This is a genomic window from Salmonella sp. SA15303 (genome assembly GCF_029962125.1).
GTDB classification, from domain to species: Bacteria; Pseudomonadota; Gammaproteobacteria; order Enterobacterales; family Enterobacteriaceae; genus Salmonella; species Salmonella enterica.
Genome location: NZ_CP123925.1, coordinates 261,918 through 286,565 on the forward strand (window position 1 = coordinate 261,918; position 24,648 = coordinate 286,565).

The 24,648-nt window shown below is 44.2% G+C and carries 23 protein-coding genes; 8 read left to right on the plus strand and 15 right to left on the minus strand.

Annotated features, from left to right (window positions below; genetic code table 11):
- Positions 1 to 9: 9 nt before the first annotated feature.
- The 3 genes from QEN31_RS25095 to QEN31_RS25105 all read right to left on the minus strand — a co-directional run bounded on the left by QEN31_RS25095 (position 10) and on the right by QEN31_RS25105 (position 1,485).
- Positions 10 to 198, minus strand: coding sequence for a hypothetical protein (locus QEN31_RS25095; protein ID WP_001107529.1), 189 nt, complete (start codon positions 196 to 198; stop codon positions 10 to 12).
- A gap of 236 nt (positions 199 to 434) precedes the next feature.
- Positions 435 to 866 (minus strand): hypothetical protein, encoded by a 432-nt coding sequence (locus QEN31_RS25100; protein ID WP_001251242.1) that lies wholly within the window; start codon positions 864 to 866, stop codon positions 435 to 437.
- Positions 867 to 969: 103 nt separating this feature from the next.
- Positions 970 to 1,485 (minus strand): hypothetical protein, encoded by a 516-nt coding sequence (locus QEN31_RS25105; RefSeq protein ID WP_012695482.1) that lies wholly within the window; start codon positions 1,483 to 1,485, stop codon positions 970 to 972.
- Positions 1,486 to 1,816: 331 nt separating this feature from the next.
- Between QEN31_RS25105 and QEN31_RS25110 the strand changes: the two genes are divergently transcribed.
- The 5 genes from QEN31_RS25110 to QEN31_RS25130 all read left to right on the plus strand — a co-directional run bounded on the left by QEN31_RS25110 (position 1,817) and on the right by QEN31_RS25130 (position 7,296).
- Positions 1,817 to 2,581 (plus strand): hypothetical protein, encoded by a 765-nt coding sequence (locus QEN31_RS25110; protein ID WP_000277498.1) that lies wholly within the window; start codon positions 1,817 to 1,819, stop codon positions 2,579 to 2,581.
- 80 nt (positions 2,582 to 2,661) lie between these two features.
- On the plus strand, positions 2,662 to 3,423 hold the full coding sequence (locus QEN31_RS25115; protein WP_001447802.1) for a methyltransferase: 762 nt from the start codon (positions 2,662 to 2,664) through the stop codon (positions 3,421 to 3,423).
- Between the two features lie 93 nt (positions 3,424 to 3,516).
- Entirely contained in the window at positions 3,517 to 3,780 is a 264-nt protein-coding gene (locus QEN31_RS25120) for a hypothetical protein (RefSeq protein WP_000149862.1), read from the plus strand.
- A gap of 43 nt (positions 3,781 to 3,823) precedes the next feature.
- On the plus strand, positions 3,824 to 4,411 hold the full coding sequence (locus tag QEN31_RS25125; RefSeq protein WP_000491820.1) for a hypothetical protein: 588 nt from the start codon (positions 3,824 to 3,826) through the stop codon (positions 4,409 to 4,411).
- A gap of 464 nt (positions 4,412 to 4,875) precedes the next feature.
- Positions 4,876 to 7,296 (plus strand): Ig-like domain-containing protein, encoded by a 2,421-nt coding sequence (locus tag QEN31_RS25130; protein ID WP_000681217.1) that lies wholly within the window; start codon positions 4,876 to 4,878, stop codon positions 7,294 to 7,296.
- Between the two features lie 2,077 nt (positions 7,297 to 9,373).
- On the opposite strand, the gene repHI2 is transcribed toward QEN31_RS25130, so the two are convergent.
- Positions 9,374 to 10,462 carry an IncHI-type plasmid replication initiator protein RepHI2 gene (repHI2, locus tag QEN31_RS25135; protein ID WP_000159528.1) on the minus strand — a complete coding sequence of 363 codons (1,089 nt, stop codon included), beginning with the start codon at positions 10,460 to 10,462 and terminating at the stop codon, positions 9,374 to 9,376.
- 1,107 nt (positions 10,463 to 11,569) lie between these two features.
- Entirely contained in the window at positions 11,570 to 12,163 is a 594-nt protein-coding gene (locus QEN31_RS25140) for an Ig-like domain-containing protein (RefSeq protein ID WP_327258419.1), read from the minus strand.
- A 49-nt stretch (positions 12,164 to 12,212) separates the two neighbouring features.
- Here QEN31_RS25140 and QEN31_RS25145 point away from each other — a divergent pair.
- A protein-coding gene (locus QEN31_RS25145; RefSeq protein ID WP_095033700.1) for an IS1-like element IS1B family transposase occupies positions 12,213 to 12,910 on the plus strand; the annotation gives its coding sequence in 2 pieces (ribosomal slippage) (positions 12,213 to 12,462 and positions 12,462 to 12,910; 699 coding nt in all).
- Here the strand turns inward: QEN31_RS25145 and QEN31_RS25150 are convergent.
- Entirely contained in the window at positions 12,845 to 14,803 is a 1,959-nt protein-coding gene (locus tag QEN31_RS25150) for an Ig-like domain repeat protein (RefSeq protein ID WP_327258411.1), read from the minus strand. The two genes, QEN31_RS25145 and QEN31_RS25150, sit on opposite strands and share 66 nt — an antisense overlap.
- Positions 14,804 to 15,175: 372 nt before the next feature.
- On the opposite strand from QEN31_RS25150, the gene QEN31_RS25155 reads away from it, so the two are divergent.
- Positions 15,176 to 15,802: a hypothetical protein gene (locus QEN31_RS25155; RefSeq protein ID WP_000966518.1), complete on the plus strand. Its 627-nt coding sequence runs from the start codon at positions 15,176 to 15,178 to the stop codon at positions 15,800 to 15,802.
- Positions 15,803 to 15,859: 57 nt separating this feature from the next.
- Here the strand turns inward: QEN31_RS25155 and QEN31_RS25160 are convergent, their stop codons facing one another.
- The 5 genes from QEN31_RS25160 to QEN31_RS25180 all read right to left on the minus strand — a co-directional run bounded on the left by QEN31_RS25160 (position 15,860) and on the right by QEN31_RS25180 (position 19,907).
- On the minus strand, positions 15,860 to 16,141 hold the full coding sequence (locus tag QEN31_RS25160; protein WP_000535423.1) for a hypothetical protein: 282 nt from the start codon (positions 16,139 to 16,141) through the stop codon (positions 15,860 to 15,862).
- Positions 16,128 to 16,583 (minus strand): hypothetical protein, encoded by a 456-nt coding sequence (locus tag QEN31_RS25165; RefSeq protein ID WP_000502495.1) that lies wholly within the window; start codon positions 16,581 to 16,583, stop codon positions 16,128 to 16,130. The genes QEN31_RS25160 and QEN31_RS25165 overlap by 14 nt, the downstream gene beginning before the upstream one ends.
- Positions 16,584 to 16,631: 48 nt before the next feature.
- Positions 16,632 to 16,808 (minus strand): hypothetical protein, encoded by a 177-nt coding sequence (locus QEN31_RS25170; protein WP_000070862.1) that lies wholly within the window; start codon positions 16,806 to 16,808, stop codon positions 16,632 to 16,634.
- Positions 16,805 to 18,496 (minus strand): DUF4942 domain-containing protein, encoded by a 1,692-nt coding sequence (locus QEN31_RS25175; protein WP_000096325.1) that lies wholly within the window; start codon positions 18,494 to 18,496, stop codon positions 16,805 to 16,807. Before QEN31_RS25175 ends, QEN31_RS25170 begins: the two co-directional genes overlap by 4 nt.
- 247 nt (positions 18,497 to 18,743) lie before the next feature.
- Positions 18,744 to 19,907: a hypothetical protein gene (locus QEN31_RS25180; RefSeq protein ID WP_000114860.1), complete on the minus strand. Its 1,164-nt coding sequence runs from the start codon at positions 19,905 to 19,907 to the stop codon at positions 18,744 to 18,746.
- Positions 19,908 to 20,276: 369 nt separating this feature from the next.
- On the opposite strand from QEN31_RS25180, the gene QEN31_RS25185 reads away from it, so the two are divergent.
- On the plus strand, positions 20,277 to 21,089 hold the full coding sequence (locus QEN31_RS25185) for a DNA adenine methylase (protein WP_001121574.1): 813 nt from the start codon (positions 20,277 to 20,279) through the stop codon (positions 21,087 to 21,089).
- Between the two features lie 8 nt (positions 21,090 to 21,097).
- Here the strand turns inward: QEN31_RS25185 and QEN31_RS25190 are convergent, their stop codons facing one another.
- The 4 genes from QEN31_RS25190 to QEN31_RS25205 form a co-directional block, all read right to left on the minus strand.
- A complete protein-coding gene (locus tag QEN31_RS25190) occupies positions 21,098 to 21,931 on the minus strand; it encodes a hypothetical protein (RefSeq protein ID WP_001805246.1) in 834 nt (277 codons plus the stop codon).
- A 255-nt stretch (positions 21,932 to 22,186) separates the two neighbouring features.
- Positions 22,187 to 22,903: a zinc finger-like domain-containing protein gene (locus tag QEN31_RS25195; protein WP_000838219.1), complete on the minus strand. Its 717-nt coding sequence runs from the start codon at positions 22,901 to 22,903 to the stop codon at positions 22,187 to 22,189.
- The gene (locus QEN31_RS25200) at positions 22,900 to 23,100 is read right to left on the minus strand and encodes a hypothetical protein (protein ID WP_000594930.1); all 201 of its coding nucleotides are present in this window, start codon (positions 23,098 to 23,100) and stop codon (positions 22,900 to 22,902) included. Before QEN31_RS25200 ends, QEN31_RS25195 begins: the two co-directional genes overlap by 4 nt.
- Positions 23,101 to 23,119: 19 nt before the next feature.
- A complete protein-coding gene (locus tag QEN31_RS25205) occupies positions 23,120 to 24,172 on the minus strand; it encodes a hypothetical protein (protein WP_001065778.1) in 1,053 nt (350 codons plus the stop codon).
- Positions 24,173 to 24,648 lie beyond the last annotated feature (476 nt).

Consider the following 24,648-nt stretch of genomic DNA (forward strand, 5'->3'; position numbering starts at 1 on the left):
TGTTACCAGTTAGCTATAAGCCGGATAATTCTGGTATTCAGTGTTCTGCACAGCAATCGCCTGCTCGTGGATCATTGACACTGCCAGGCGGGCTTTAACTCGCTTGCTGGTGAGAAAACGCTTCACTTCTTTAAGTTCGCTGCCAGCCGACAGCATATTGAAGACATGCTGTTTGAGACTGTTGTTATTTTTGGCCACTTGTTTCTCCATCATCTTTGTACATGGTTATTTCAGGCTGGCCTGCCAGATCACACACGTTATCCATATGCTTTTGGACCCAGTCTGTTAGACCCAGACCTTCGGCCTTTGCCTGATTGACGTAACGCAGTTTACGTTCAGGGGTAACCCGCATCTGTAGTTGTGCCGTCGCTGGAACCGCCTCTTTCAGGGCGTTAAGGCCCCTCTGATCACGGGCCTGAATTGATGGTTTACCGCTAGGCATCTGATGTATCGCTCTCCCGGCGAGCGGTGGACAGCTCTATTTCTTTTGCGATAGCTTTATCTATGGCATCCAGCTGCATGGCAAACTTGATTTCAAGCGAACAGCGTAATGCCTTCAGGGCGCGTTCTTTGGTGCTGTATTGTGGTATGCCGTTCTGGCTACCATTCATGCCTCGCATGCGGCGGGAGGTTGCATCGACAACCTCTCCCTCTTCCCGTGTGCCGTGAACCGTAGTTCCGCTCCATGTCGGATAAACAGTGCCAGTGGCGGTGTTGAAGCTCCAGCCGTTTTGGTATTCCCCCGAGACCTCTGGTACGGGCATATCGCGTTCAACGCCATAGTCAGACCAGCGTAAAGCGCGGTTTATTCTGGCCTGTGCCACCAGCTCATCATACGCGGCTTGTTCTTTTTTATTCATCGCCATTTAGGGCAATCTCCTTAGAGGGGAATTAGGTGTTATATCGGTACGTAAGTGCTTTTCAGGCCTAATCTCTGACAAGGCCTGATGTGCCAGACTGCCGTTGCATTCACCGTTTTATGGCGGTTGACAGAGCCTCATTAAGAGCCGCAATTAGCTCAGGCGAAGTCGGCTCCAGATTTTTGGAAGCGTTCAGCAGCTCCTGAAGTGAAGAGATTTCCTTTGGCTCCACCTGGTTTGTTTCAGGTGCCGTTTTTTGCACTTCATCCAGTGTACGCTGTGCACCGTTATCCAGCACCAGCACCCCCCCGGCACGAATTTCTGAAATGGTGCGCAACGTATACATCAATTTATCCCAGACACGGCTACCAACCTCGAACCCGGAATCAGCTACTTTTTCTTCATTATGCTTTTGAAAAATTTCTTCTAACCAAGTGGTGAAGCGCTTTCCAAAAGTATTGGCGGCTAAAGAAGTGCAGGAATAAACCTGTTCGACCTGTTTTGTTCCATTTTTATCAGTGAATGTAATGAGACCGATTCGGCCACTGTTAACAGTGTAAAAGCGAGGTTGAAAGCCAGCTTTGAGAAGGTTTTCAATAGCTGAAAAAAAATCTTTTTTGAGCATCGGTTTCAAAATGGTTTTCCTTTTATGCCCGGTGCCGCCGGGGCGGTGGCGTTAAATATACGCCATGTAAGTAAATTAATTTATACCCATTTGATTGTCAATACAAACAAAAAAACAAACCATGTTTATTATTTTATCAACGATGCTATTTTAAAGTCCGTCTAAAATAAAAAACCAAAAAGTTAAATTTGAAGCCGTCCTTCCTAAATTCATTTCTTGCGCATATTAGCACCCTGCTTTAAGTAAATAATTTTTGAAAAAGTTGTCTGGAGGTTATTAGCTCGTGCATCTGGATTGGTAATATAAAGCCAACACAGAAAAGGAAAACAAAATGTATAAATTAGTATCTCCTCGTGAACTGACTGAGATTATTACCGGTTTACTGCTTAAACCTGAACTCCTTGGTGAGCTGGACTCACCAGAAAAGCATCGGATGTTTATGGCAGATTTAGGCCGCGTGGTGGCCGAACATTGTGGAGGTCTGGTAAACAGCGTCGTCTTGCCAGGAACAGAAGTTACAGTGTCGGATGGGTTACCGCTTAATGGCCAGCCGGTACGTTATCTCGGAATCAAAGAGAACATCCCTCACCTCCTTGTAGAGCCTGATGCTTCCTTACCTTCGCTCGCTAAAAACGTCTGGATGTATGCAGATCCTGAAGGCTGGAAAGAACATTTTGGAGCTGAGGAAGACTGCCTTACTCCTGAAATGATGCAGCTGTTCCGTAAAGGTATCCAGGCTCTTCAGAAAGAGCATGACACCCCTGAAATTAGCCTCACACTTCAGGACTGGCGCCTGGAGGAGGAAACACTGCCAGAAGAGGACAGTCAGGCCTATCAGGTCAGCGTTACCGGCCAACATAACATCCACTGTGAAGTTGTTAACAAGGAAGGTAACCCCTGTTTTGGTGTCATGTTCGAAATCGATCAGGGTGTGCCTGCCTTACACATCAACACCGGCGGGGATATGTTGCTCCACATTCATTGCGCCCATAACGGACTCGTTCTGACCCCTGATGCAAGCGGTCAGCGATTTGATAAGGCTCCCGTTGACCGCTTCTCTTATAACAGCCCATCCCTGCTGTTGTCTGCCGACTAACCAAGGCCAAATCTGAATTGTCCCGTTTAAGTAACCAACCCGCTGCCGCCAGGCGGGTAAATCCTCTTAATGGAGTTTTAATGCAAATCTCAACTGAAGTTCTGAACGTCTTATCTCGCTGCCGTGCTGAAGGGAACTTTCTTTTCCTGGCCGACCAGCTCGACCGCAGCATTTATGTTAAGACAAACAAAGTGCTCGAAGCCGCCGGTGGCAAATGGAACCGAAAAGAGCAGGCACATATTTTTACGGCGGATGCAGCTGAGCGTATCGAGCAAATCATTCTGACAGGTTCGGTTGACATCCCACGAGATCTGTTCAATTTCTTCCCTACACCTGAGAATTTAGTCACAGATATGGTTCTACGCGCTGAACCAGCTGCCGGGGAGCGTGTACTGGAGCCAGAGTTTGGTGATGGCCGCATTCTGAAAGCCTTAAAACTGGCGGCTCCGGATGCATTGATTACCGGGATCGAATTGAACGATGAGCGATTCCTTGCAGTGAAGAACGATAGTGTCCTTAGCACAGGAGTCGAGCTGGTGCATACCGACTTTCTTGGGTACCAGCCCGATGAAACTTTTGATGTTATCGTTATGAATCCACCATTCCTTAAACGCTCTGACGTTAAACATGTCATGCATGCCATCGCAATGCTCGCTAAGCGAGGTCGCTTACAGGCCATTCTGTCAGCTGGGGTATTGTTCCGGGAAGACACACTGACAAAAGCGCTCAGGGAGCGAGTCAAACAACTTGGCGGACAAATTTCGCCTCTTCCGGATGATACATTTAGGGAGTCCGGAACAAAGGTCAAAACAGCCCGCCTTGAAATTGATCTTCGCCGCTAACTGACAAGCAACCGGAAAGAAATCTTAATACGAGTAGCCGGTTAAAGTTACCTGACCGGCTTAACTGACTAAATCAATAAAGAGTGAACAGAAATGACGCATACTGCCGTTTCTCAGGCTAATAGTGCTTTGCAGCTACCCACGGTGGAGCATGTCTACGCTCTTCTGAAAGCAAATTGTAAACCTGACCGCTTTGACGGGCGTGACGGACCCGTGTGGGGCCAGGAATACTCGTGGAATCTGGCAAAAGATCGCTTACAGGATCTGGAGAAATACGGTAAGGCATATGTCTCCCGTCATGAAGACCGTATGGGGGAAGGATTTAGTTTTGGTCCTGACCTGTTAATTATTCGCTAACGCTCCTAATGCCTGATGATATGGTAAGCACAACTGGAAAAATATGTTTTCAAAGCCTATGACCACTTTCACACCAGAACGTATTGAACAAATTTTGGAATTTGCCGAGGGTAGTAACCCAAGCGAAGCAATGAGTCTCAGAGCTGACGAAGTTGCTGTACTGGCACGTATTGGAAAGGCAGTTATGTCGATTGCGCCTGTTTATCAGTGCGAGTTTTGCCACCATGACGCAACCGGGCAACTTCAGTGGCACTGGGAAGATGTGAACAAAGCTTTTTATGATAAATACGATCCAGACAGACGCGGAAGACGTCGAATCCTCTATACCGCCCCGCCGATGCCTTTAGTTTCGGCTGACCTGCTTAACATGGCTTCATCTGCTATTGAAGACTTGCTCACTAACAAAGACAGAAGTGGTGCGGGAATGTGGAATGACATTCCAGAACAGCTACGACGCGCAGCAGAACTGGTAATGGATAATAGCCGGGCCGCTGAAACAGAAGCGATGCTGATGCGTCTTTATGTAGAATGTGACACAGGTGAGCGCAGGGGCAACGGCACTCAATCTGGCGTAGCAATGCCTTCTTGGCAAACCGTTGAAGAGGCACGTGTGTTGCTAGGGGTGAAATGATGCAGTTCTCGCCAGGGCAGTTTGTAATTCACAACAAGAAGCGCCTTGCGGAACGAAGGTAGACGTACTGACTGAGGTTCACTCCCCTCTCGACTGGTGGCGTAATGCCGCCAGGTTTTGATTCATATATGCCGTCCGTTAACGCATTTATATCTGACATACCTAATTTATCCTGATTCTTTTTTACACAAAGTAAAAGCATCACTTAATGCGATATGTGGATGCCGATAGTTTCAGGCTAATGTTATAAGTTTTGCAATCGTTGCCAGTTTGGACACCACAGAAATGTCAGATGTAATTCCAAAAAGAAAGATTTCCGTCCTGAACGCACAATAAGGTTTGTCGAAAGGCAAATTATAGATTTGTAATTTCGAGCACCATATGGAGAAGTTTTTTATACTTTTACGAACATAGTGACCTTTAGGAAAAGCTTAAAATAACACCAAACCTAAAGGGGAATAAGAATGAAACATCTCGCTTTTATTACTGCTGTAGCCGGACTCGGTATGTCTGTTCAGGCCCCAGCTCAGATATATGAATCGGCCTTTAAAGACACGAACGGTATTGAGATCCACGCCCCGTCTTCTCGTCTTATGCTTAATCCGGCATCACCGGTAACTTTGACACTTATTTCAGGTCTTGATCGTTTCGTTAATGTCAAAGTCACGAAAGACACTGGAACTGTCATTCTTAATACTACGACTACACGGACGGGTGTATCAGACCGACTAACAGCTGCTGACGGTAGTGAGTTCTACGGCAAAAAAGTAACTTTGCCTGCTTTGGGTGAAGGCAAATTTGTCGTTCAGATAAACGTGTTAGATCTCAATCAGAAGCCTGTAGCGACCTATAACTATAACTGGCTAATTGATGTCACCCCTCCAGCGGCAAATGCTCTTACCGCTAATACTGGTTCTGGCTCTACCGCTGGTGACGTGTGGAAGCTTGGATTAGAGGCAACGGGGCAGTATGACTTCACCTCTTCGGGCGTAAGTGATGCAAATGGTATTGATAAGGGCCTAATATATATTTACAGGCAGGACGGTAGCCTCTACAGCACTACACAGATGCAGTATGACGTATCCGGCCAAAAGATGTACCACACTTACTCTAAGAATTCAGTTAAGGGAACCGGAATACCAGACAGCAACCTGGATGAAGACTTTACTGCAAAAGTTGTTATCTTCGATAACGCAGGTAATAGCCGAACGCTGCCAACTCAAAAATTTCGCTACGACAACACGCTGGGTGAGATGACACTGTGGGCCGTTCATGATCCAAATACGTCTTCCAGCGTCGTACCCGGGGTTTCTAATTATCCGGCTTACAAAGCCGGTATGGTCGTTAACGAAAACCCTATTCGATTAGTCTACCGGATCCCAAAATCTAACTACCGTGCTTATTCAGAAGGTGGGCTTCAGTTCATCAATCAATATTCCGCCCCCAAAGAGATAGCTGTAGACAGCACTTATGCTTATGTTGAAATGACTCTTCCCTATGGCTCAATTAATGGGGATATGGCTCGTATGGCGAACTTTGGCCAGTGGGGAGGGTATTATCCGTCATACAGCCTCGTTCTAAACCCATCTGCAAACCAAACGCCTGCATTTGCGGGTACCTGGGTAGATTTCCTCGATGATAAGGGGAACTGGGTTAAGTGGAAGGATTTTGAGAGTGTGGCTTCATCACGACTGCCAATTAAAATTTCCCGACTTCGTTTTAACGTTGAAGCCCGGCCCTTTGCACAAGAGATCGGCGGTAAGGCGACCTGCACCATTCCGGCAGGAAAAACCTCGTGTGAAGCGCCTGAGACGTTTGATATGGCCTTGGGTACCCAGGGCTACAATAGGATCCTTTACTTCGTTCGCAGCATCAGCAATCCCATTTTGCGGTCTGAGCAATGGATTATGACACGCTGGAACAATAAACAACTGCCGGTAATAAACTCGATATCATATGACGAGACTAACAAGCAGCTGGATGTACTGGCGTCACTTGAAGGCGATGGTAACTGGTTCGACTCGGTCTCATTGAGGGAATTTTATCTTTCCGATAAGAACACCGGTACCCGGATGTCACCCACAGGCGTAATCAAATCTCGTATCTCAGGTAACTACACGATTGCTTATGATTTATCCCGTCAGTCTGAAGGAAAATACAACGTTGAGGTCAACATCAGGGACTTCTTCCAGAACCAGACCAATAAAACTTTCGGAGAAATTGCTCTGGATAACACTCCTCCGACAGTGGCCATAACATTCGACGGAAAGCCGGTAAAAGACGATACGGTAGTGTACGGCCTGGAGAACCTCAGGATCGCTCTGGCAGATAATCTGACAACCCCGAGGATAACCCGTCTTCAGCTCGTAGGTGGCCCCACAGCTGATAACGTTGAGCTTACGTGGTCACCGGCAGGCAAAGATACATACATGCCTGAGTATCCGAGGCTGTTCCCAAATTTCGAACCATCTGAAAATTATTCAATTAGCGTAACAGTTGCCGATAGTCAGTCGAATACCAAAACCTATACTCAGAAGTTCAGTTATCTACCGAATAACCTTGTGCAGTTACATAATCTACGCACATTATCGGTCAGTTCGCCTCTCAAAACGACAGATGGCGTACCCCTTGCGTACCTGTCCACTAACGTTCTGCGTAAGACAAATGGAGAAATTGCTAAAGGGGTCCAGAACGCAACGCTGACTGTGCGGAAGGATGCAGCCTTCGGTATTAAATTTAACGGGGCACAGGCGGCTCCAGGTGAGTCAGTTGAGGTGCAAATAGATATGGGCCAGGGGGATAATCTTCTGTTACCCGTTTATCCTTCCGAAAATGGGAAAGTTGGCACCTCAGAATTCATGATTCAGATCGACGAGTTGAAGTAACTACCCGGAGCCGACAGTAAAACTGACGGCTTCAATTTTACTGCCCTCCTTGACTCCGATCAGCCAGTACGTCTTCAGAGATTCGCAAGGAAGAACCGAAAGAAAAGTTACTTTAATCGTACGTTTCCAGCGATGCTTTTAAAAGACAATGCACACTCGTTGATTACGACAATGGGAGTGAGTGTCGAAACCCTTGAGTAAGGATACCCGGTAAATATACAGCCCCGGGGATCCTCTTCCTTCAACCGGGGATGACAACGGTAGTGAGTCCGGCAACTCACTCCCGTTGTCACTTCTCTGACATATCGTCATACGAGCTTACTCAAGTGCATCCACAAAGATGGGATCGTTTTGAATCTAAACTGGTACTGGTTAGCCAGTCACTTGCATCTATTCCCCCGTCGATACTTAAGTGACAATTGTAGTGATCTGCAATACTGGTGTCTCAGAAACACTGACGACGGTAGAGACTCAATACCCTAACCCCTGACAACAGGAGTGAGCTTAGAGGTGTTACGCTGCTGTCACTTAATGCTTGGGAATTGCCTGACTCACAACCATTGTCATCCGGAGCTACTGATTAACGTTGAACCGCTGGACTTTAATGACAGTGGTAGTGATGGATAGGCTCATTTCCATTGTCGTCATTTTATCGGACAAGCCTCTTCGTCCTACAGGTTTAAGCTGACAATGGTAGTGATTGGATGATCTCACTACTGTTGTCACTCAGTTCTTTGAGCGGACCCTTCCCTCGGTTGGTCGGCATTAACAACGGTAGTGACTCGATTGGCTCACTGCCATTGTCATCGTGTAAATGACGTACCTTATCAGCTCAGCTGAAAGCAATGACAACGGAAGTGACTCTAATTGCTCACTGCCATTGTCGTCGTGTCTATTGAGAGCCTTATCAGTGCACCTGAAAAGCAATGACAACGGTAGTGATTCTAATGGCTCACTACCGTTGTCACCGTGTGTATTGAGAGGATGGTCCACTTAACTGGACGTCTATGACAATGGTAGTGACTTTAATAGCTCACTACCATTGTCGGCGTGTGAATTGAGAGGATGATCAGCTCAGCTGTACGGCCATGACAATAGTAATGACTTAATGAGCTCACTACCGTTGTCACCCTGTTAATTAAGAGGCTCATCTGCTCTTCTGGAAGGCTATGACAACGGAAGTGACTTGCTGGGCTCAGTGCCATTGTCGCCGTATGAATTGAGAGGATCATCCGCTCTTCTGGATGGCAATGACAACGGTAATGACTTAATAGGCTCACTACCGTTGTCATCCTGTAAGTTAAGAGGTTGATCTGCTCAACGGGACGACTATGACAACGGTAGTGACTTGCTGGGCTCACTACCATTGTCACCCTGTGAATTGAGAGGTAGATCCGCTTAACCAGACGTCCATGACAACGGTAGTGACTTTCTGGGCTCAATACCGTTGTCACCCTGTGATTTAAGAGGTTGACCCGCTCTACTGGACGGCCATGACAACGGTAGTCACTTTCTGGGCTCACTACCGTTGTCGCCACATAGAATGAGAGGAGCATCAGCTCAGCTGAACGGCAATGACTACAGTAATGAGCTGGATGAAGCATAACCATTGACATCTGGCCCAACCGGAAGCCGTATTCGCCAATCCAATCGAGATTCACAATGGCCGTGACTCGCCGCATTAAGTTCCGGTGTCCTCCCAAAGCTGAACGCACACTCGGAGGACAATGACAATGCCAGTAAGGTACACATCATTACCATTGTCACTATAGCTACCAGAGAAGCCGGGATTTGAATGTCGATGGTAGTGAGTGGGTCAACTCACTGCCATTGTCACCCCGTTACGATATTTTCCGTTGGATGTACTGGCCAATGAAGTAAAGCGTAGAAACCGGGTGTTAACAGGTGACTCAGGAGAAAGCGTTGAATTCGCAATCTCGATCTACATAGGGTGGTAGAGAACAATGACAACGGTAATGACTTTTGACTCATTACCGTTGACGTGAAAGAGCGGGCTGGGACTAACGAAAATCGAAGAAGTAATTTAGCACCCGGAGCCTGAACCGCCGGGTTAACTTTAGCTGGCGTTGCTGTTCTTTTTCTGGCTTCGAAGACTACGAATATAGCGCAGTTCTTCAGCGGTTAAATCATGGACGGTAAGAACATCATCGCCGTCTATCGGGTCAGCTGGTGGGCATAACTCACCTTCTAAAACAGAAGACCCTGAGTTCTCTTCTTCATCTTCAACCACTTCTAAAGGAGGCTGAGTATTGTTCAAATTCAGATCGGGATCCCGCTTATGAATCTGGAAGTATACTTTTCCGTCTTTCTTAATTTCGGTGTACTGGAGGTATCCTATCGATGCCAACTCTTCAAGAGCCTTTCTCACGGTAGCATTCTGACTATTTGCTCGTGTTTTGAGGTTCAGACGATTTTTCAGCCGAGTAAGGGATATCGGTATAGGATTTGGCGGTAATGACTCTATGAACGTATAGAGAGCCTGGGCGCTTTCCTTCTTGGCCAACTCCTTAATTGCCTTCAGCTGCATCAAAACCTTATGATCGTATTGATAGAGCTCGAAAATCTTAGGATCAACCTGAAGGACAACCTGATCTGATTCCGGGTCTAACAGGGCAGACTGTACCAGATGCGTTGTATAGACTTTGGACGAGTTATTACTGGTGAACGACAAGGTAACGGATGCTAACCTGCGTAAGGAGGCGTCTATACGTTTTCTGGACGCTGTAGATGAGCGATAATTTTCAGGCGTACATAGCTTGAGGAATTCAGTGAATTTTAAGCTTATCGTGTCATTGTTAATCGGATGATTGGCATAGGTTCGAATGATGCCCATCCACGTCTTAAAATCTACTGACATATCAAGACGCTCACCGACAATTGAAATATTGGTGAACCCCTCGCTCTCCATTAAAGAGAGCGTCTGTAACTCTTTCGTTGCGTCAAAGCCAACCGTTTTATATTCCCGATTTTGACGCCCCACACTCTTTGGTGATGGGACGAACAGCCCGAGCCGCATCAAAGCAATAGACTGCACCGTACGGTTGCTGTTAGGACGCAAAATGATGTCTTTACCTGATTCTTTCTCTCTAACAGAGAAAGCCCTGGTGACCAGGTCCTGCTGCTCAGTATCTTTCTCTTTAGTCATAATAAGTTATCACTGAATGTGTAAACAGATTGGTGAATAGTAAGCCCCAGCGAACTCTATGTCACTGGATGGATCATTGTGATGATCCATATCTGTGCATAAGTTCTACCTAAAAAAACGACTCCACTCATTAAAACTTGGCAAAAACTCTTTGCATACAATGACCTGCAACTCTTATCAACAACGGATCAGATCAAGTTAAAAAGATCTAATGAAAAGTCACTACTATTGTCGCTCTGATCACTACTGATGTCAAAAAACTCATTACCAACGTTATAATAATCACTACCAATGTCAAAATAATCACTACTGTTGTCACTGATCACGTCTCAGGCCTTGTGCCGTCTGGCCTGGAGGCAGCGGGGATCTCTTTTGATCTATCAGGAACACTAAGGTACTAATTATTGGAACTACCTTGTGGAAAATGGGGATAAATAAATGCTTAGTTCTTATACAGGTCTCAACTTGCCTCCCTGATAAAAACTGTCGTCAAAGCTAAATCACAGCCACAGGCATTTTCGGTGGATAAATTTTTGAGAAATAGAAGCATACATGCAGACTCGTGTCGCAAGTAATTGAAAGTAATAATTTATTTAAATAATGCGAGTCACCTTACCTTACAGTGGAAGTTTAAGTCTAACCTCACTACCATTGTCACTTAAAATCATTACCAACGTCGAAATAGTCTCTACCATTGTCTTTTAAGTCACTCCCGTTGTCACTTATGTCGCTACTGTTGTCAGTGACAATGCTCCAGCCCAGTAACCATGCGGCCTACAGCGTACCGGGATCTTCTTTGTACTCTCTGGCACCTTTGGGATCATTTATTGGATCTACATGAGGGATAAAATCTTTTGACGATTTCGTAGTGCAGTTATACCAGCGACTTAGCAAGACAAAAGCTGCAATTTAGTGACGAGTTACTAGTCTGCCCAACAAGAGCAATGCAGAGAAGATATGTGGTGAAATGACCATGGTAGTGAGTCTAATCACTACCATGGTCCGCAGTAAGCGTTACTTACGCAATGAACGTCGGACTGATTTGCAACAACATGGGCTACGGCGCATCAGAAGACGGCCGTTGTGCTTCAGCAAAACAGCCCTGCTTTATTTTAATTCTTCAATGTTAATCATGAACTCAGATCTGCCTGTAAGGCCGGATACAGCAGGGAAAATAGGAAAGCTACGGCTGTCCCCGAGCCCCAAATCCAGTTGAAGCTCTTTGCTTTCACCTGGCATCGCAGAAACACCATTTACAGTCACGCCGAATGCAGCGTCCTTACGGACAGTAAGCACTGCGTCCTGAAGCCCTGTAGCGATTGAACCATCCTTTTTACGCAGCTGGCTGGCATACAGAACAGCCAGAGGAGTATTGTCAGATGTTTTGAGAGAAGCATTGACAGCTAAGGTTTTCAGATTCTCTAGCCTGACGAGATTGTTTGGAAGGTAGTTAAATTCGACTGAGCTTTCTTTAACGTTGTTCATCTCATCTTTGGCCTGAACTGTGAGAGTGTATGTTTCGCCTTCATTAAGAGACGGAAAGATCTTGGGATAATTAGGTGCATACAGGTTGTTTCCCAGATTCACCCAAGACAATTCCACCGCATCAGAAACAGGGCCACCGCGAAGAGTCATACGGCTTAAGGATGGTTTAGTTAGAGCATCGGTGAGCTGTATACGGACGTTCTCCAGCCCGGTGATGCTGCCAACTTACTGATTTAGTGTATGATGGTGTTTTTGAGGTGCTCCAGTGGCTTCTGTTTCTATCAGCTGTCCCTCCTGTTCAGCTACTGACGGGGTGGTGCGTAACGGCAAAAGCACCGCCGGACATCAGCGCTATCTCTGCTCTCACTGCCGTAAAACATGGCAACTGCAGTTCACTTACACCGCTTCTCAACCCGGTACGCACCAGAAAATCATTGATATGGCCATGAATGGCGTTGGATGCCGGGCAACCGCCCGCATTATGGGCGTTGGCCTCAACACGATTTTCCGCCATTTAAAAAACTCAGGCCGCAGTCGGTAACCTCGCGCATACAGCCGGGCAGTGACGTCATCGTCTGCGCGGAAATGGACGAACAGTGGGGATACGTCGGGGCTAAATCGCGCCAGCGCTGGCTGTTTTACGCGTATGACAGGCTCCGGAAGACGGTTGTTGCGCACGTATTCGGTGAACGCACTATGGCGACGCTGGGGCGTCTTATGAGCCTGCTGTCACCCTTTGACGTGGTGATATGGATGACGGATGGCTGGCCGCTGTATGAATCCCGCCTGAAGGGAAAGCTGCACGTAATCAGCAAGCGATATACGCAGCGAATTGAGCGGCATAACCTGAATCTGAGGCAGCACCTGGCACGGCTGGGACGGAAGTCGCTGTCGTTCTCAAAATCGGTGGAGCTGCATGACAAAGTCATCGGGCATTATCTGAACATAAAACACTATCAATAAGTTGGAGTCATTACCCTCCAGCCCATATACTGTTACGTTTTTGCTGATCGGTTTTCCTTCGTAGCTAATACTTACAGATGGTGCTGTATTATCAACGACAACAGTTTGATAAGGGAGGTTACCGGTATTGTTGAATGTATCTTGGGCATTAATTACCACGTTATAACTGCCTTCTGGTACCTCTTTCATGTTGAACTCATACGTGTAGTTCCCAGACGCCATATTTCTACCTGTTTGTTTGCCGGTTACGCTTATTTCTGCGTTGTTACGGTTTTTATCTGACAACCAAACTCGATTTACATAAACATGGTCGAAATATGAACCATCTCCAGGTTGATTCACGTAAACCTGGAGAATGTTGGTGGTTTCAATGTAATCAAATCCAGTGACGGAGGGACCCAGTGTATGCCAGGCTATATTCTCCCATATAGGGGCAAAGAAGGTTGCTTCGGTGGTTGACCTTACTTCATAGCCACTATGAAGATAGCCGGTAGTGCCATTTATAATATCCTGGGGCAAAGAGACGGTACAGGTTGTTGAGCCAGCTGGAATACTGCATGTTGCTCCGCCAGTGATTTTTTGATCATATGGCCTAGCCTGTACATTGAACCGGATATTAGTAAGTTTTATAGGCATATCAGATGCCTTGAACAGGTTCCAGTTTACGCTGTTGAACCATGTTCCATCAGCCTTTTGTCGTTCTATGGGTGAACTTCCCCAAGCCGGACTCTTTACAGAGGCAGGATCCCAGTTGAGCCAGCTGGCATACTGACCAAGATCTCCTCCAGACCATTGATATGTATTCACAGGTCTATAGTAGTTTCCATCTAAGGCACCCTGTGGCAGCTTAACTTCCACGTAGACATAGGTGGCATCTTCGGAAAGGACCTGTACTCCGCCATAGTTATTGGTAATGCTCATGCCACCATTTCGATATGGCTTCCAGTTAGTTCTTGGGATACGTATAACCAACTTGTAGGGGTTTTCCAGCACTGTAAGGCCTCGTTTAAACGGGACGTATCCCGAAGAAATGCCGGGTACAACACTGGTGCTTACACGTGAGTCATGAACTGCAAATGGCGTAAATTCTCCCATTTGATCGTCATATAAAAACCGCTGGGGAGGAATGTTAAGCGTATTTCCTGCCAGGTCCGTAACGATGAAATTGAAGGTGAATTCTTCATCAAGATCACTTGAGGGCATGCCAGCCTGGGTGTTCATATCTTTAATCCACGGATAGAACGCACGTTTATTGGCTGTGTCATAACTCAGGTTATTGTCGGAGACCACAGAACCATTACTTCGTTTAATGACAAGACGGATCTTGGCAATTCCACTAGCATCCTCAATACCGTCTGCAAATATAGAAAACTGGCCACTACCGCCTCGGCCCAACTCCCAAAGTGGCCCAGAAAGTACCATGTCGTAACCTGCGTTTTGACTCGGATAAATACTCTTATAGCGTGGAGGAGTTGTATCAACGATGAAATGATAAGTAGATGTGCTCACTACAGTCTGGCGAATATCCAGAGTTTCATTGACTACAGTAAAGGTCCCTTCTCCGAGCGCCGGTAGAACCATATCCTTTCCATAGTATTCTGTTCCATCGGCAGCAACGATACGATCTGCAACGCTCGTTTTGGTCGAGACGGAGGAATACATAACCTTTTTATCGCTGTCTCGTGTGACCGTCACTCGCTCGTACCGATCAAGACCCGATATCAAGTTCAGAGTCAAAACACCAGCGGGATTAAGATATGTTTGTGTTGCAGGCTTAATATTCCGAACAGCCTTATTGGTATCTGTAAATGAGTAGCTAAATACCTGAGCATGTGCCGAAGATACAGTAGCAAGGGCAGTTGCAACCATGCAGCCAATTAGAGTTTTACGCATATGATGCTCCGGGAATAGGTTATAGCCTTATTCTACGGATTCAGCCTACAAGGTCCGGTCGGATAAAGTGATAATTTGCCTGTTAAAAGAGACATCAAGTGAGAAAGCAACCAACGTACAGAATGCAAAATGGCGGCAGTGCATCTGGATGACGCAAAAGTAACTTTTTGTACCCACTTTTTTGGATTTTAGCCTTCAAAATGAGTATTCAACCAATCATAAAAGTAACTTTTGATAGACGCTGCTCCTTTATGTTTGCCAATTGTGCTGATATGTTTTTAAATTCAAGGAAGCGAGATTTTAAAAGCATCTGTTGAGTCAAATTTATGTAAAATAACAGGGTAACCATCACTTCTAGGTTGAGGAAACCCAATGTTATACATGCTCTTATGCTGTTTTCTGATGCTCAACAGTACATTCGTTATGTTCAGAGCAATGTCTGCAATAAGTAAAGGATCCGCTAAAGAAAACCGGTCTGAAATATCGCTGATAGTCCTAGCAACACTTGGAATTGCATCACCATTCATTGTCGCAATGATTACTATTAATGAAAGTATGACATCTAAAACAGTAACAGATTTTTCTTTGGGTGCTCAGTGGTCCGGAATGGTTTCAGCGGTAGCGCTAATGGGGTTATATGCTCGACGCGTTTGGAAAGAGAAGAAGTCCTTATTTACTGGCGCTTTCCTGGCCTCTTCCTTAATGGCCTTTATTTTTACTGACAGCCTTGTTTTCGTATCCCAGAAGGACACCGGCGTTCTGGCTACTTTCGTACTCGATAAAAACGCTGGAGATATTGATTGTAGTCGCCCGGCTATGATTGTCCATTACAGTAAAGGTGTTCCAACGGACTGGCGTTGCCCAACCAGTATCATGTTGATGGCGTATTCTTCATATCCTTTTTTACCTTGGCCTGAGTATAGCCATGGTACCAGCCAGTCTCTTACGGTTGTTATTGATACATTTATGGAAAACGCTGTTAATCTCAGTCAAAAATAATAAATAAACCTCTCTAGTGAGAGGTTTTATAAACCTGAGCCACCAATCTAATTAACTCTATATTTTTGTTTTAGCTTTTTTAAAGGTAGACTTACCGAATAAAACAGCAATTATAGAGCAAAGGCCTGGCGTTAGGACAAAAGCTAATAATGCACTGCCAAAACTTGTCATTTCAGGCACCACGAACCAGCTGATAGGCCACGTCAGGGCAGGTAAATTTAGCGGATCATAAAGCGCATGTAGAGCGCTTAACACACAGTAAAGTGCTAAAAAGCAAACTAGATAAACAACGATCCACATTTTAATTTGCTCAGCAATTTCAAATTTAGGACTGCCCATGCTTTACCTCAGTGGCTGAATATTGATGGTTAATATCTTTAATCACCCGTAAGCACTTAGTGCATACCTTAGTTCGATTTGTCTGCTTGTCCAGAGTGTATTTAACTTCAAGTTGACCTCCAGCATTAAGCAAAGTGAGCATCTCATCTTCTAACACGCTTCGGTAAATGGTCTTGTCCGAGAGTGTGCCCGGTAACGAGTACTCAACATAATTGTTTGAAACTCTTACCGATTTAGGGATTTTACCACTGAGCTGGATTTCATTCGTTGAAGGCATTACAGTTACTTTAATCACAGTTGCCGGTGACCAGAAATCCTGATAACGCACTTTATGAATTTTATCAGCTCTAAGGCCTAACCACACATTTCCGGCGATAAGAACAATAAGCAATCCATAAACTGATCGTCGAATGTTACGCCTTTTAATCACAATGTCCCCCATCCCTCAAATATCATTCTAAATAACTGCACCAGGATATCATGAGCGTAATTAAAAGAATTCTTCATAACCGGGGTTTTCAGTTGAGTTTGCGGACTCTTTACTTTGCGGTTTCTCGCCCTCTATTTGAGTATCCCTGACAGGTTTGGATTTACCCATGCTCCTCTGAAAGGTATCCATAACAAACTCAATATCTTCTTCTGGCAGGCTGGTGGGTTGGTTGCTCATAGGACTTCCTCTTGTTGAATACGTTCGGCGTACAGGATGCGAACCGAAACGGTCGTGTTTTCAAACTCGTTCTCAAAAACGTCCATCCATTCCGTCCGGAATTCTTCCCCCAGAAGGTTATCGAGCCCCTGAAGAGATAATGGAAGAACGGCTGCTAGAGATCCCCCGGCTGCGAGATGAGATGCAGCTGCCTGGAGATGCAGCCTGGCCCGGTTATCGGCAAAAGGTGGGTTCATCACGACATAATCAAACTTCTTCTGTTGATTAGACTTAGACCATGTGAGGAAGTCAGCTTCTGTCGTATCGTATCCCTTAGCCCGGGAGATAAGGCAATTCAAAGTATCAAGCTCGATGCCAGTAACGATCACACCGGCAGGGAATGATTTAAGCAAATCCGCATGGCCAATATTAGGCTCCAGGAGGGTATCCCCTTCCCCTGCACCGAGCAGGGAATATACATATTCGCTGATTCGGCAAGATGAAGGGTAAAACTGATGCGATACAATATCAGGCATCTCCCCTATCTGGCCGATGTAACGAATAACCTCACACGGATCATAGGAAAATGTCACATCGTATTTTGTTACTGTTGCCCCTAAGAACCGAAGGGTGTCAGCGGCAACACTCGAAGATTTGCGTTCGGCGAGAGACCCTAAAGATGTCCAGCAACTCCATTTATTGTCCCCGTCATTTTTAAACATTAGTTCAGAAAGCTGCATCCGGGTATCAAAGTCGATGCACTGCTTAAGTACAGGGAATGCCTCCAAAGATTTCTTGCTATGAGCCATGCGGTCGGCAGGTAATGCCAGCGGTACGATAGCTGATAAAATATTGTTAAGCCGCTCGGCGATATCAGGGTGGACGTCAATATGCATTGATCCATTTTTGTAAACCCTGAAACGAATACTGTTGCCATCGATGCAGATCCATTTTCTGAACCCCTCATGTTCGACCAACGCCTCAACCAATGATTTGGTGTTATGGATCGCCTTCACCTGTTCGCCACGGAAGAATGCGCATATAACGCGGAGCTCGCTCAGTGGTGAAATGCCAGACTCTTTAAAATCCACCCTTAATTTCTGCCAGGGGTATTTAGACGGCTCGCAAACTCCGGTAGTGATCATGCGGGTGGAGAACCCAAAAGCTTTGTTTGTCTTATGACTGCGGCTCAGAGACTGGAAGACGTCGTAAACCCTTTCTTTAATAAATTGATTGCGGTCATTAAGCAAAGCAACGACTGTGCCTACTACAGCGTCAGCTGTGAAATCAGGGATCACCTGAGGCGGCATAATATAGCGGTCGGCCGTAAACTGCTTATCCCATTCGTTACGTTTGGCATCCGACATGATAGGCAAAACATCAGTGAGTGCCATAACGCGTTTCCAGTATTCAGATCTCAGAGCGTTTTCCGCGAACAAGGCATCCGCTTCAGAGATACTGTGGTTGTAGCCTGAGAGATAAGAATAAAGTTTCTGGTGATTGTGGGTTTTGAACTGGACAGCCATGTGTTTCAACAAGCAGAGTTCATCATTATAGGACTCAACAAGATCCGCGATAATGCCGAGCTCTTTGCGCATATCTGGAAGAAATGTTTCAGAAGAGCTAACCACCAGGCTATGAGAGGTTGTTAAAGCCAGTACGCTGTGACCTGCATTATCGGGTTTAGCTTCAGAATCAAGAGATGACATTTTACCGGTCCTTTAGAAAAAACTTTTACCAGGATAGCAACGTCGCTCTGTAACCTAATAGGTTCAGTGACACGAAAAAGTTTTTTATGTCTCTGAATAAAACTTAAAGATGTCAACTCATAGAAAGAAGCAAAAAAAAAGCCCCGCATAAACGGGGCAAGAACGATACATGGAGGTTTAAAAAAGGCGGGCAAAAAGCCTGAATCCTTAATGACTCTGACAAAACCAACACTTTGCCAAAAGTAAATTATTCTGCGTCCGGCTGTGGGTCAGTATCCTGATCGGTCTCTTCCCCTGCCTTCTTAGCATTTTTTTTACGTGGGTATTTTGGCTTCTCACCATTAAGTTTTGCCTGACGATTCTCCGCACGGCGAAGCTGCTTGTTCTCTGATTCTGTGATCTCTTTTGAAAGATTTCTCAGCATCTCCAGAGTACTGCGGTTCAACGTAATGTTGATTTCTTCGTCAGCACTTGAATCTGTCATCTCCGGCAATTCAATATCCCCCAGTTTCTGTAATAAGCTGGTGGTGATGAGTTTGACGCCTTCTACGGCTTTTGTGGCAATAACCGGCGGAATCCGTGCTGGCTTGAAGTCTGAAGGTCTGACTCGTACCTGACCATGTTGGGTTTTTTTCACCGTGATGCCATTCGCATCGGCCTGCTCAAGTTCCGCGATCATCTTCTTGATACGTGAAATTGCTTCTGTTTCACCGAGCTCATCGATCAGTGAAAGCACGTTAACATACGAAATAGCGTCAGCATGAATCCATTTCTTGATAACAACAGAACAGGTTGTCAGGCGGATAAGAGAACTGATGGTCGTCGGGCTTTTATTTTCACGTTGAGCAATTCGTTCGAGTGACCAGCCAGCAAGAGAATGTAGGCGACGATAGGACTCGCCAAGCGCAACAGGAGAAAGCGCAAGACCACGGTTACCATCAATGGTCGCGAGCTCACAGCCAATTTCATCTTCTTTAATCTCAACGCAAAGGATTGTGATGTCATGATCTTCATCACATGCCATCATTGCGGCTTTTAAACGGCAGTGCCCCTGGCGAACAAAAGGTACCCCATCAATGACACGTACTCGGATAGGGTCTACATAGTCACCTCGAATGTAGGCATTCTTGATGTTGTAGATGTGTTCTTCAACCTCAGGGAGCTTATAGTAATCGTCACCCATTCCCATTTCGCGGGAGTTGAAGCCTGGCGTGACCTGAATTACTGAAGGGTGGATAGCCCATGCTTTCTGGTCACTTACTTCAGTACAAAGTTCAGGGTTTGCATCACGGAACTGTTTAAGCCCAGTGACGTAACGACCTGTGCCAGTAACTACTGAAAAGGCAACATGGGCCGTTTTAAAGACCTTGTCATTAGCTTGCTGTGTAGGTTCTGTCAGTAAAACACTCATAGGGGCTCCGTTACATTTTTCTGCTTACTTTCTGCGTAGCGGGGATACTACCGAAAAAAAAATCCATAATTTTTCGCAAAAAAGGTACTTTTTGAGCCTATTCTGATTTTTCACAAAAAAAGAGGGCTCCCCATTTCTTGTGATGGCATCAAAATCGCTTCATAAACAAAGACATAAATCCAAAACATAAAGTTCAGGTATCAGTGAGGAAAAATCTTATAAATCCGCAATGCTGAAAGTCAAAACTGTGCGTCTTAAACAACTTTTTTTTGCTCCCTAAGTTATTAGTTAAAGCCCGTGGTTAGGTACGATACCAGCACCTAAATTTCTCTCTCAGGTATAGACACTTTGACTCGACATCTCAGACACATGCCGATAATCAAATGGGCTGGTGGAAAAACGAAACTGATGCCTTTCATCAGCCATCACTACCCACACGATCATAGTTGCCGGTGGGTAGAACCCTTTATAGGCGGTGGTGCCGTTTTTCTGAACATGTTTGCACAAAATGCATTGCTTGCAGATAGCAATCCAGACTTGATCAACCTATACAGGACTATTCAAAGACAGAAAACTAACTTTATAAATCAGGTCCAAAACCTAGCGGATAAAACCTTTGTCGAAAAGGACTACTATGAGATGAGGGACCGTTTCAACAAAACCTGTATTTCTGGTCAACCGCTTCAAAGAGCGGCTTTGTTTTACTCCCTGAATCGCCTGGGCTATAACGGTATGTGCCGCTATAACTCAGAAAGAATCTATTCAGTGCCCTGGGGGAAACATACAGAACTGAAGCTTGACTTCAATAAAATAGACTACCTTTCATTTCGTCTTTCAGGTATTGAACTGATCACCGCTGGTTTTGAGGAGACTCTGGCCGCAACCGGCGAAGGAGATCAGATTTATTGTGATCCGCCATATGACAAAACAAGCAAAACTAGTTTTGTCAGTTACGATGGTAAACCGTTCAGCCAAAGCGACCACGTGCTGTTAGCAAATATGCTCGTTGACGCTCACAGAAAAGGCGCTGCTGTTGCGATATCAAATAGCCTGACACCATTCACTTTGGGCCTCTATGAAGAGCGTGGATTCGTCATACACAGACTCAGCGCTTACCGATCCGTAGGAAGTAAGCCAAATACACGGAAAACGGAAACAGAAATACTGGCCGTGCTGAAATAGAGTTAATTCTAATCAACGGGGCTAATCCATTCCTGAAAAGTTAATACCTCAGGGTGAGTTCGTTGAACATAAGGTATAAACTGAAGCTCTTCTATTCTCCGGTCGCCCCTCTTTCCTTCGCAAATAAATGAAATGAGTCCTTGCTGAGAAAGCCCAGTAAGGACGCTCATAAGTCTTATATTTAGAGTTTTAAGCTGTAAGTCGTTATTAATGTCCTCCACTTTATGAGAGCTCTGGCCTGAACGTTTAAGATACTCGTAAACCATGAAATTCGAATTTCGTCGTTTTAACAATTTTTCGGTTATGCATTCCTGAATGAAACCGCCAAGAGCATCTAAAAGCGGACTGAGAACTACCGGGAAAGTTAATGTGTAACTTTGAGAAGTTTTAGACAAAGTAAATGAATTTAGAAAGCTAAAGTTAAGTCTCTTTTTTGAATATGGAGCGTAAGCGACAAGAGTAGTTGACATAACAGTAAGTAAAGCTTCAAGATGTTCCACTGTTATTAATGTGGTTTTATCTGTATTTCTTAGATTATGGAAATCAATAAACGCTACTCTTGAACGGCTAAGCCAATCTTGTACTTTAATGTCGATAGAAAATTGCGATATATGATTTGAACATTCATTTTGGTTGATAGGGCATGCAGACGAAAGATGGTTATGGATTATCATGCATAGCACAAAAAAAGGAAATCGGCAGGCTGTGGGGCATTGAAAACCGGTTAAAGAAAGCTTAGACGTTTCATATGCGCTTACCGGAAAAGTAACTTTTCTTAACGTTGGCTTTGACGATGTTCTTGCATTTTTACAAATGAAACCGAGACCCAGATCATTGTGCATTTTAAAGTCCATCTCCATCATCACCTTTTAGCCTTAACTGTATGGTATTGGTATACAAAAAATTAAAAATTATAATTAATAAGATTATCATTTTTTTACTATTGAAAAGGTTGTGATAGAGGGGAATTTAAATGTAAAAGATTTATACTCGCAGATCTTTATGAGGGATAAAACCCATTGCGTAAGCAACAATATTACGTGAGTGAGTCCTAACGACAGTTTAAGTCTTGGCTCTATATTTAAGCAGTAAAACATTTAACTGTCTTGGAGTTTACTTAACTTAAAAACTGTTATTGCAGCATAATTTTTCGAATCAAAATCATAGAATTTTCTGACTTTTCCAGTCAAATGATAACGTTCACCCAATAAAATGTGATCCTGTTTATCGGCCGTTAAAGCGATCCCGTCATTTCTAACTTTACCAGTAAATGTAAAAAAATAACTCCCTTTACTTTTTGCGTACGCGGCCCTGACTTCAGTAAATGTTAGTTCAATGCTTATGACCTGGCCGATATTGTAGCTATGTTTTAAAATTTCTTGTTCATTTTCCGGAGTTTCAGACAACATCACATCAAAGGTTGTAAAGAAACAATCCAGCTGGCGTTCTGTCAAAAAACGGTTATTGTCTAGTTGCGCCAATATACTATTAGAAAACTTAGTGTTAGCCTTTTTTGCTTTCTCAATAAGTACGTGGTTTCTGGATTTCCATGCTTCGAGTGTTGGGTTAACACGCAGTTCCGGAATGTTATCGAGAAAGGTAATTGGCTCTAGTACCACTAATTTTTCAATAATGGGTCCAACTGTTTGCACCCCATGACACTTTTCACATACATCAGCCCCTTTGTGGCCTGTGCCCGCACATTCGTTACATTCTCTTTCGATAGGTGCATAATAATTTCCATCTCCGTTAAGGGATACATTCACTGAGGCTGGTACCATATGACCATCAAGAGTAAAGAAAAGAGATTTCATTTTCGAAACACCTCCAAACGTGCCTCTACGATTGCTACAGCTTCTTTCACAGTTTTTTCATAGTGGTCATGCCCTTCAGGAAATTGGTCAAAACGTTTACCGTGTTCTAACTCTTCCATGTTGCGTTTAAGGACTTCATGAGTTAGAAGCAAATCATTATAATTATCGATAAGAGTCAGCTTTATAGGTTTAATCACTCAACTAATCCTCGGTTTTTTATTCCTTAAGGAGATCTCGAATTTCCAGAAGCTCTTCTAATTTTGGTTTAGAAAGAATGATTGCTGTATTTTCGTCGTTAAGTAAAGACAATAAAATATTTAGCTTTTCATCATTCAAGATTATTTGAACACCATCATCAGAAAATATTACATTTTTACTATCAACATTTTTGAACAAGTGTGCACTATCTCTACCAAATTTTAGTTCTGTTTGAGTATTCGTTATAGATTCCGTATGTGTACTTTCCACAAGCTCAAGAAATTCAGATTTTAGCCGTTCTGTTTTCTTATGCGAGAGGCGCTTAATACCCAAAGTCTTACGTGTGACTGCCGAATTTTTCTTTTCTGGTCCGCCTTTATTTAAGGTGTCTGGTCCTGCTCCAGCTGCATTGTGTTCAGGTATGCCTACAATTTTGCTCGTTGTAGTCTCAATATTCTTAACGCCAGGTAAGAAACCTTCTATATGTTTTAAAACCATTTTGTGATCGTTGGAATATTTTAACATTATTTCAATGGCGAGCGTTTTTTTGATTAGATTTAGGCTAATCAAACGTTGAAGCTCTAATGGCATATCAAGGATTTTTAGCATATTACGAATTGCGGTAGTTGATCGTTGATATCGCATTGCTAGTTCTTCAACCGAATACCCGAGACTAACAGCATGAGCTAATGCATGAGCTTGCCCAACCGGATTTAGCCCATTGCTTCTGTTACCATCGAGGTTCTCAAGGTATTCTTCAATTTCGTTTTTATAATCGATTAAGATAACAGATAATTTTGGAATATTAGCACCTTCAGAAATTGCTAATTTTAAGCCATGAAAACGAGTATGACCTTGACGAACTAAATATTTACCTTTTCTTTTTACGACCTTGATCATATCAACCTGCCTTCCTTCCTTAAAGGCTTGTTTGATTGACACAATCATCGATTTGACAGGTTCTTGTTCGTAACACAAATCTCCGATTACCGCCTCTCGGGGATTAAATCCCTTTTCAATTTCAACTAGATTAGTATCCACTTCAATGACTGTATGTTTGCTGTTGTTCATATCTTCCTCCTGTTTACTACATGATACATGAACCTCAAATTTGCCAAATAGGGCTGATACATCTAAAAGGTAAACTCAAAAAATTTGCTTAATAAAATTAAAATAAAAACTGTCTTGAATAAAACAATGATAGTAAACCCACTTTCATTTCCGTTTGCGATCTGTAGATATTGATAAAGGAGCGCTATTCCTTGTTTTATATGGACTTATCATTGTTTTCAACAGGTTAGATCAATTCTTTAGATCACTAAAGATCAATAGAGTTCAAGTAAAGATCACGGCATCTTTAACTCATTGATTATAGTAACTTTATGAAAGGATCCGGCATTCGGATGCATGCGAAAAGCATTTGAATGAATAAGGAAGGCATTTACTGGAATGCTTATGGCATTTAGGTAAATGCGTAAAAAGCATTTGCAAGAATATGTTATAAACAGTTTGCCAAATGAAAATCTTATCACCGACGAGTTAAGTTA

Excerpts from the sequence above, each read along its gene's own strand:
- QEN31_RS25160 (WP_000535423.1), bottom strand. The coding sequence starts at position 16,141 with ATGGGCAGTCCTAAATTTGAAATTGCTGAGCAAATTAAAATGTGGATC.
- QEN31_RS25125 (WP_000491820.1), top strand. The coding sequence starts at position 3,824 with ATGTTTTCAAAGCCTATGACCACTTTCACACCAGAACGTATTGAACAA.
- QEN31_RS25180 (WP_000114860.1), bottom strand. The coding sequence starts at position 19,907 with ATGAGTGTTTTACTGACAGAACCTACACAGCAAGCTAATGACAAGGTC.
- QEN31_RS25130 (WP_000681217.1), top strand. The coding sequence starts at position 4,876 with ATGAAACATCTCGCTTTTATTACTGCTGTAGCCGGACTCGGTATGTCT.
- repHI2 (WP_000159528.1), bottom strand. The coding sequence starts at position 10,462 with ATGACTAAAGAGAAAGATACTGAGCAGCAGGACCTGGTCACCAGGGCT.
- QEN31_RS25185 (WP_001121574.1), top strand. The coding sequence starts at position 20,277 with ATGCCGATAATCAAATGGGCTGGTGGAAAAACGAAACTGATGCCTTTC.
- QEN31_RS25110 (WP_000277498.1), top strand. The coding sequence starts at position 1,817 with ATGTATAAATTAGTATCTCCTCGTGAACTGACTGAGATTATTACCGGT.
- QEN31_RS25105 (WP_012695482.1), bottom strand. The coding sequence starts at position 1,485 with ATGCTCAAAAAAGATTTTTTTTCAGCTATTGAAAACCTTCTCAAAGCT.
- QEN31_RS25195 (WP_000838219.1), bottom strand. The coding sequence starts at position 22,903 with ATGAAATCTCTTTTCTTTACTCTTGATGGTCATATGGTACCAGCCTCA.
- QEN31_RS25115 (WP_001447802.1), top strand. The coding sequence starts at position 2,662 with ATGCAAATCTCAACTGAAGTTCTGAACGTCTTATCTCGCTGCCGTGCT.
- QEN31_RS25100 (WP_001251242.1), bottom strand. The coding sequence starts at position 866 with ATGGCGATGAATAAAAAAGAACAAGCCGCGTATGATGAGCTGGTGGCA.
- QEN31_RS25155 (WP_000966518.1), top strand. The coding sequence starts at position 15,176 with ATGTTATACATGCTCTTATGCTGTTTTCTGATGCTCAACAGTACATTC.
- QEN31_RS25205 (WP_001065778.1), bottom strand. The coding sequence starts at position 24,172 with ATGAACAACAGCAAACATACAGTCATTGAAGTGGATACTAATCTAGTT.
- QEN31_RS25175 (WP_000096325.1), bottom strand. The coding sequence starts at position 18,496 with ATGTCATCTCTTGATTCTGAAGCTAAACCCGATAATGCAGGTCACAGC.
- QEN31_RS25150 (WP_327258411.1), bottom strand. The coding sequence starts at position 14,803 with ATGCGTAAAACTCTAATTGGCTGCATGGTTGCAACTGCCCTTGCTACT.
- QEN31_RS25170 (WP_000070862.1), bottom strand. The coding sequence starts at position 16,808 with ATGAGCAACCAACCCACCAGCCTGCCAGAAGAAGATATTGAGTTTGTT.
- QEN31_RS25120 (WP_000149862.1), top strand. The coding sequence starts at position 3,517 with ATGACGCATACTGCCGTTTCTCAGGCTAATAGTGCTTTGCAGCTACCC.
- QEN31_RS25165 (WP_000502495.1), bottom strand. The coding sequence starts at position 16,583 with ATGGGGGACATTGTGATTAAAAGGCGTAACATTCGACGATCAGTTTAT.
- QEN31_RS25190 (WP_001805246.1), bottom strand. The coding sequence starts at position 21,931 with ATGCACAATGATCTGGGTCTCGGTTTCATTTGTAAAAATGCAAGAACA.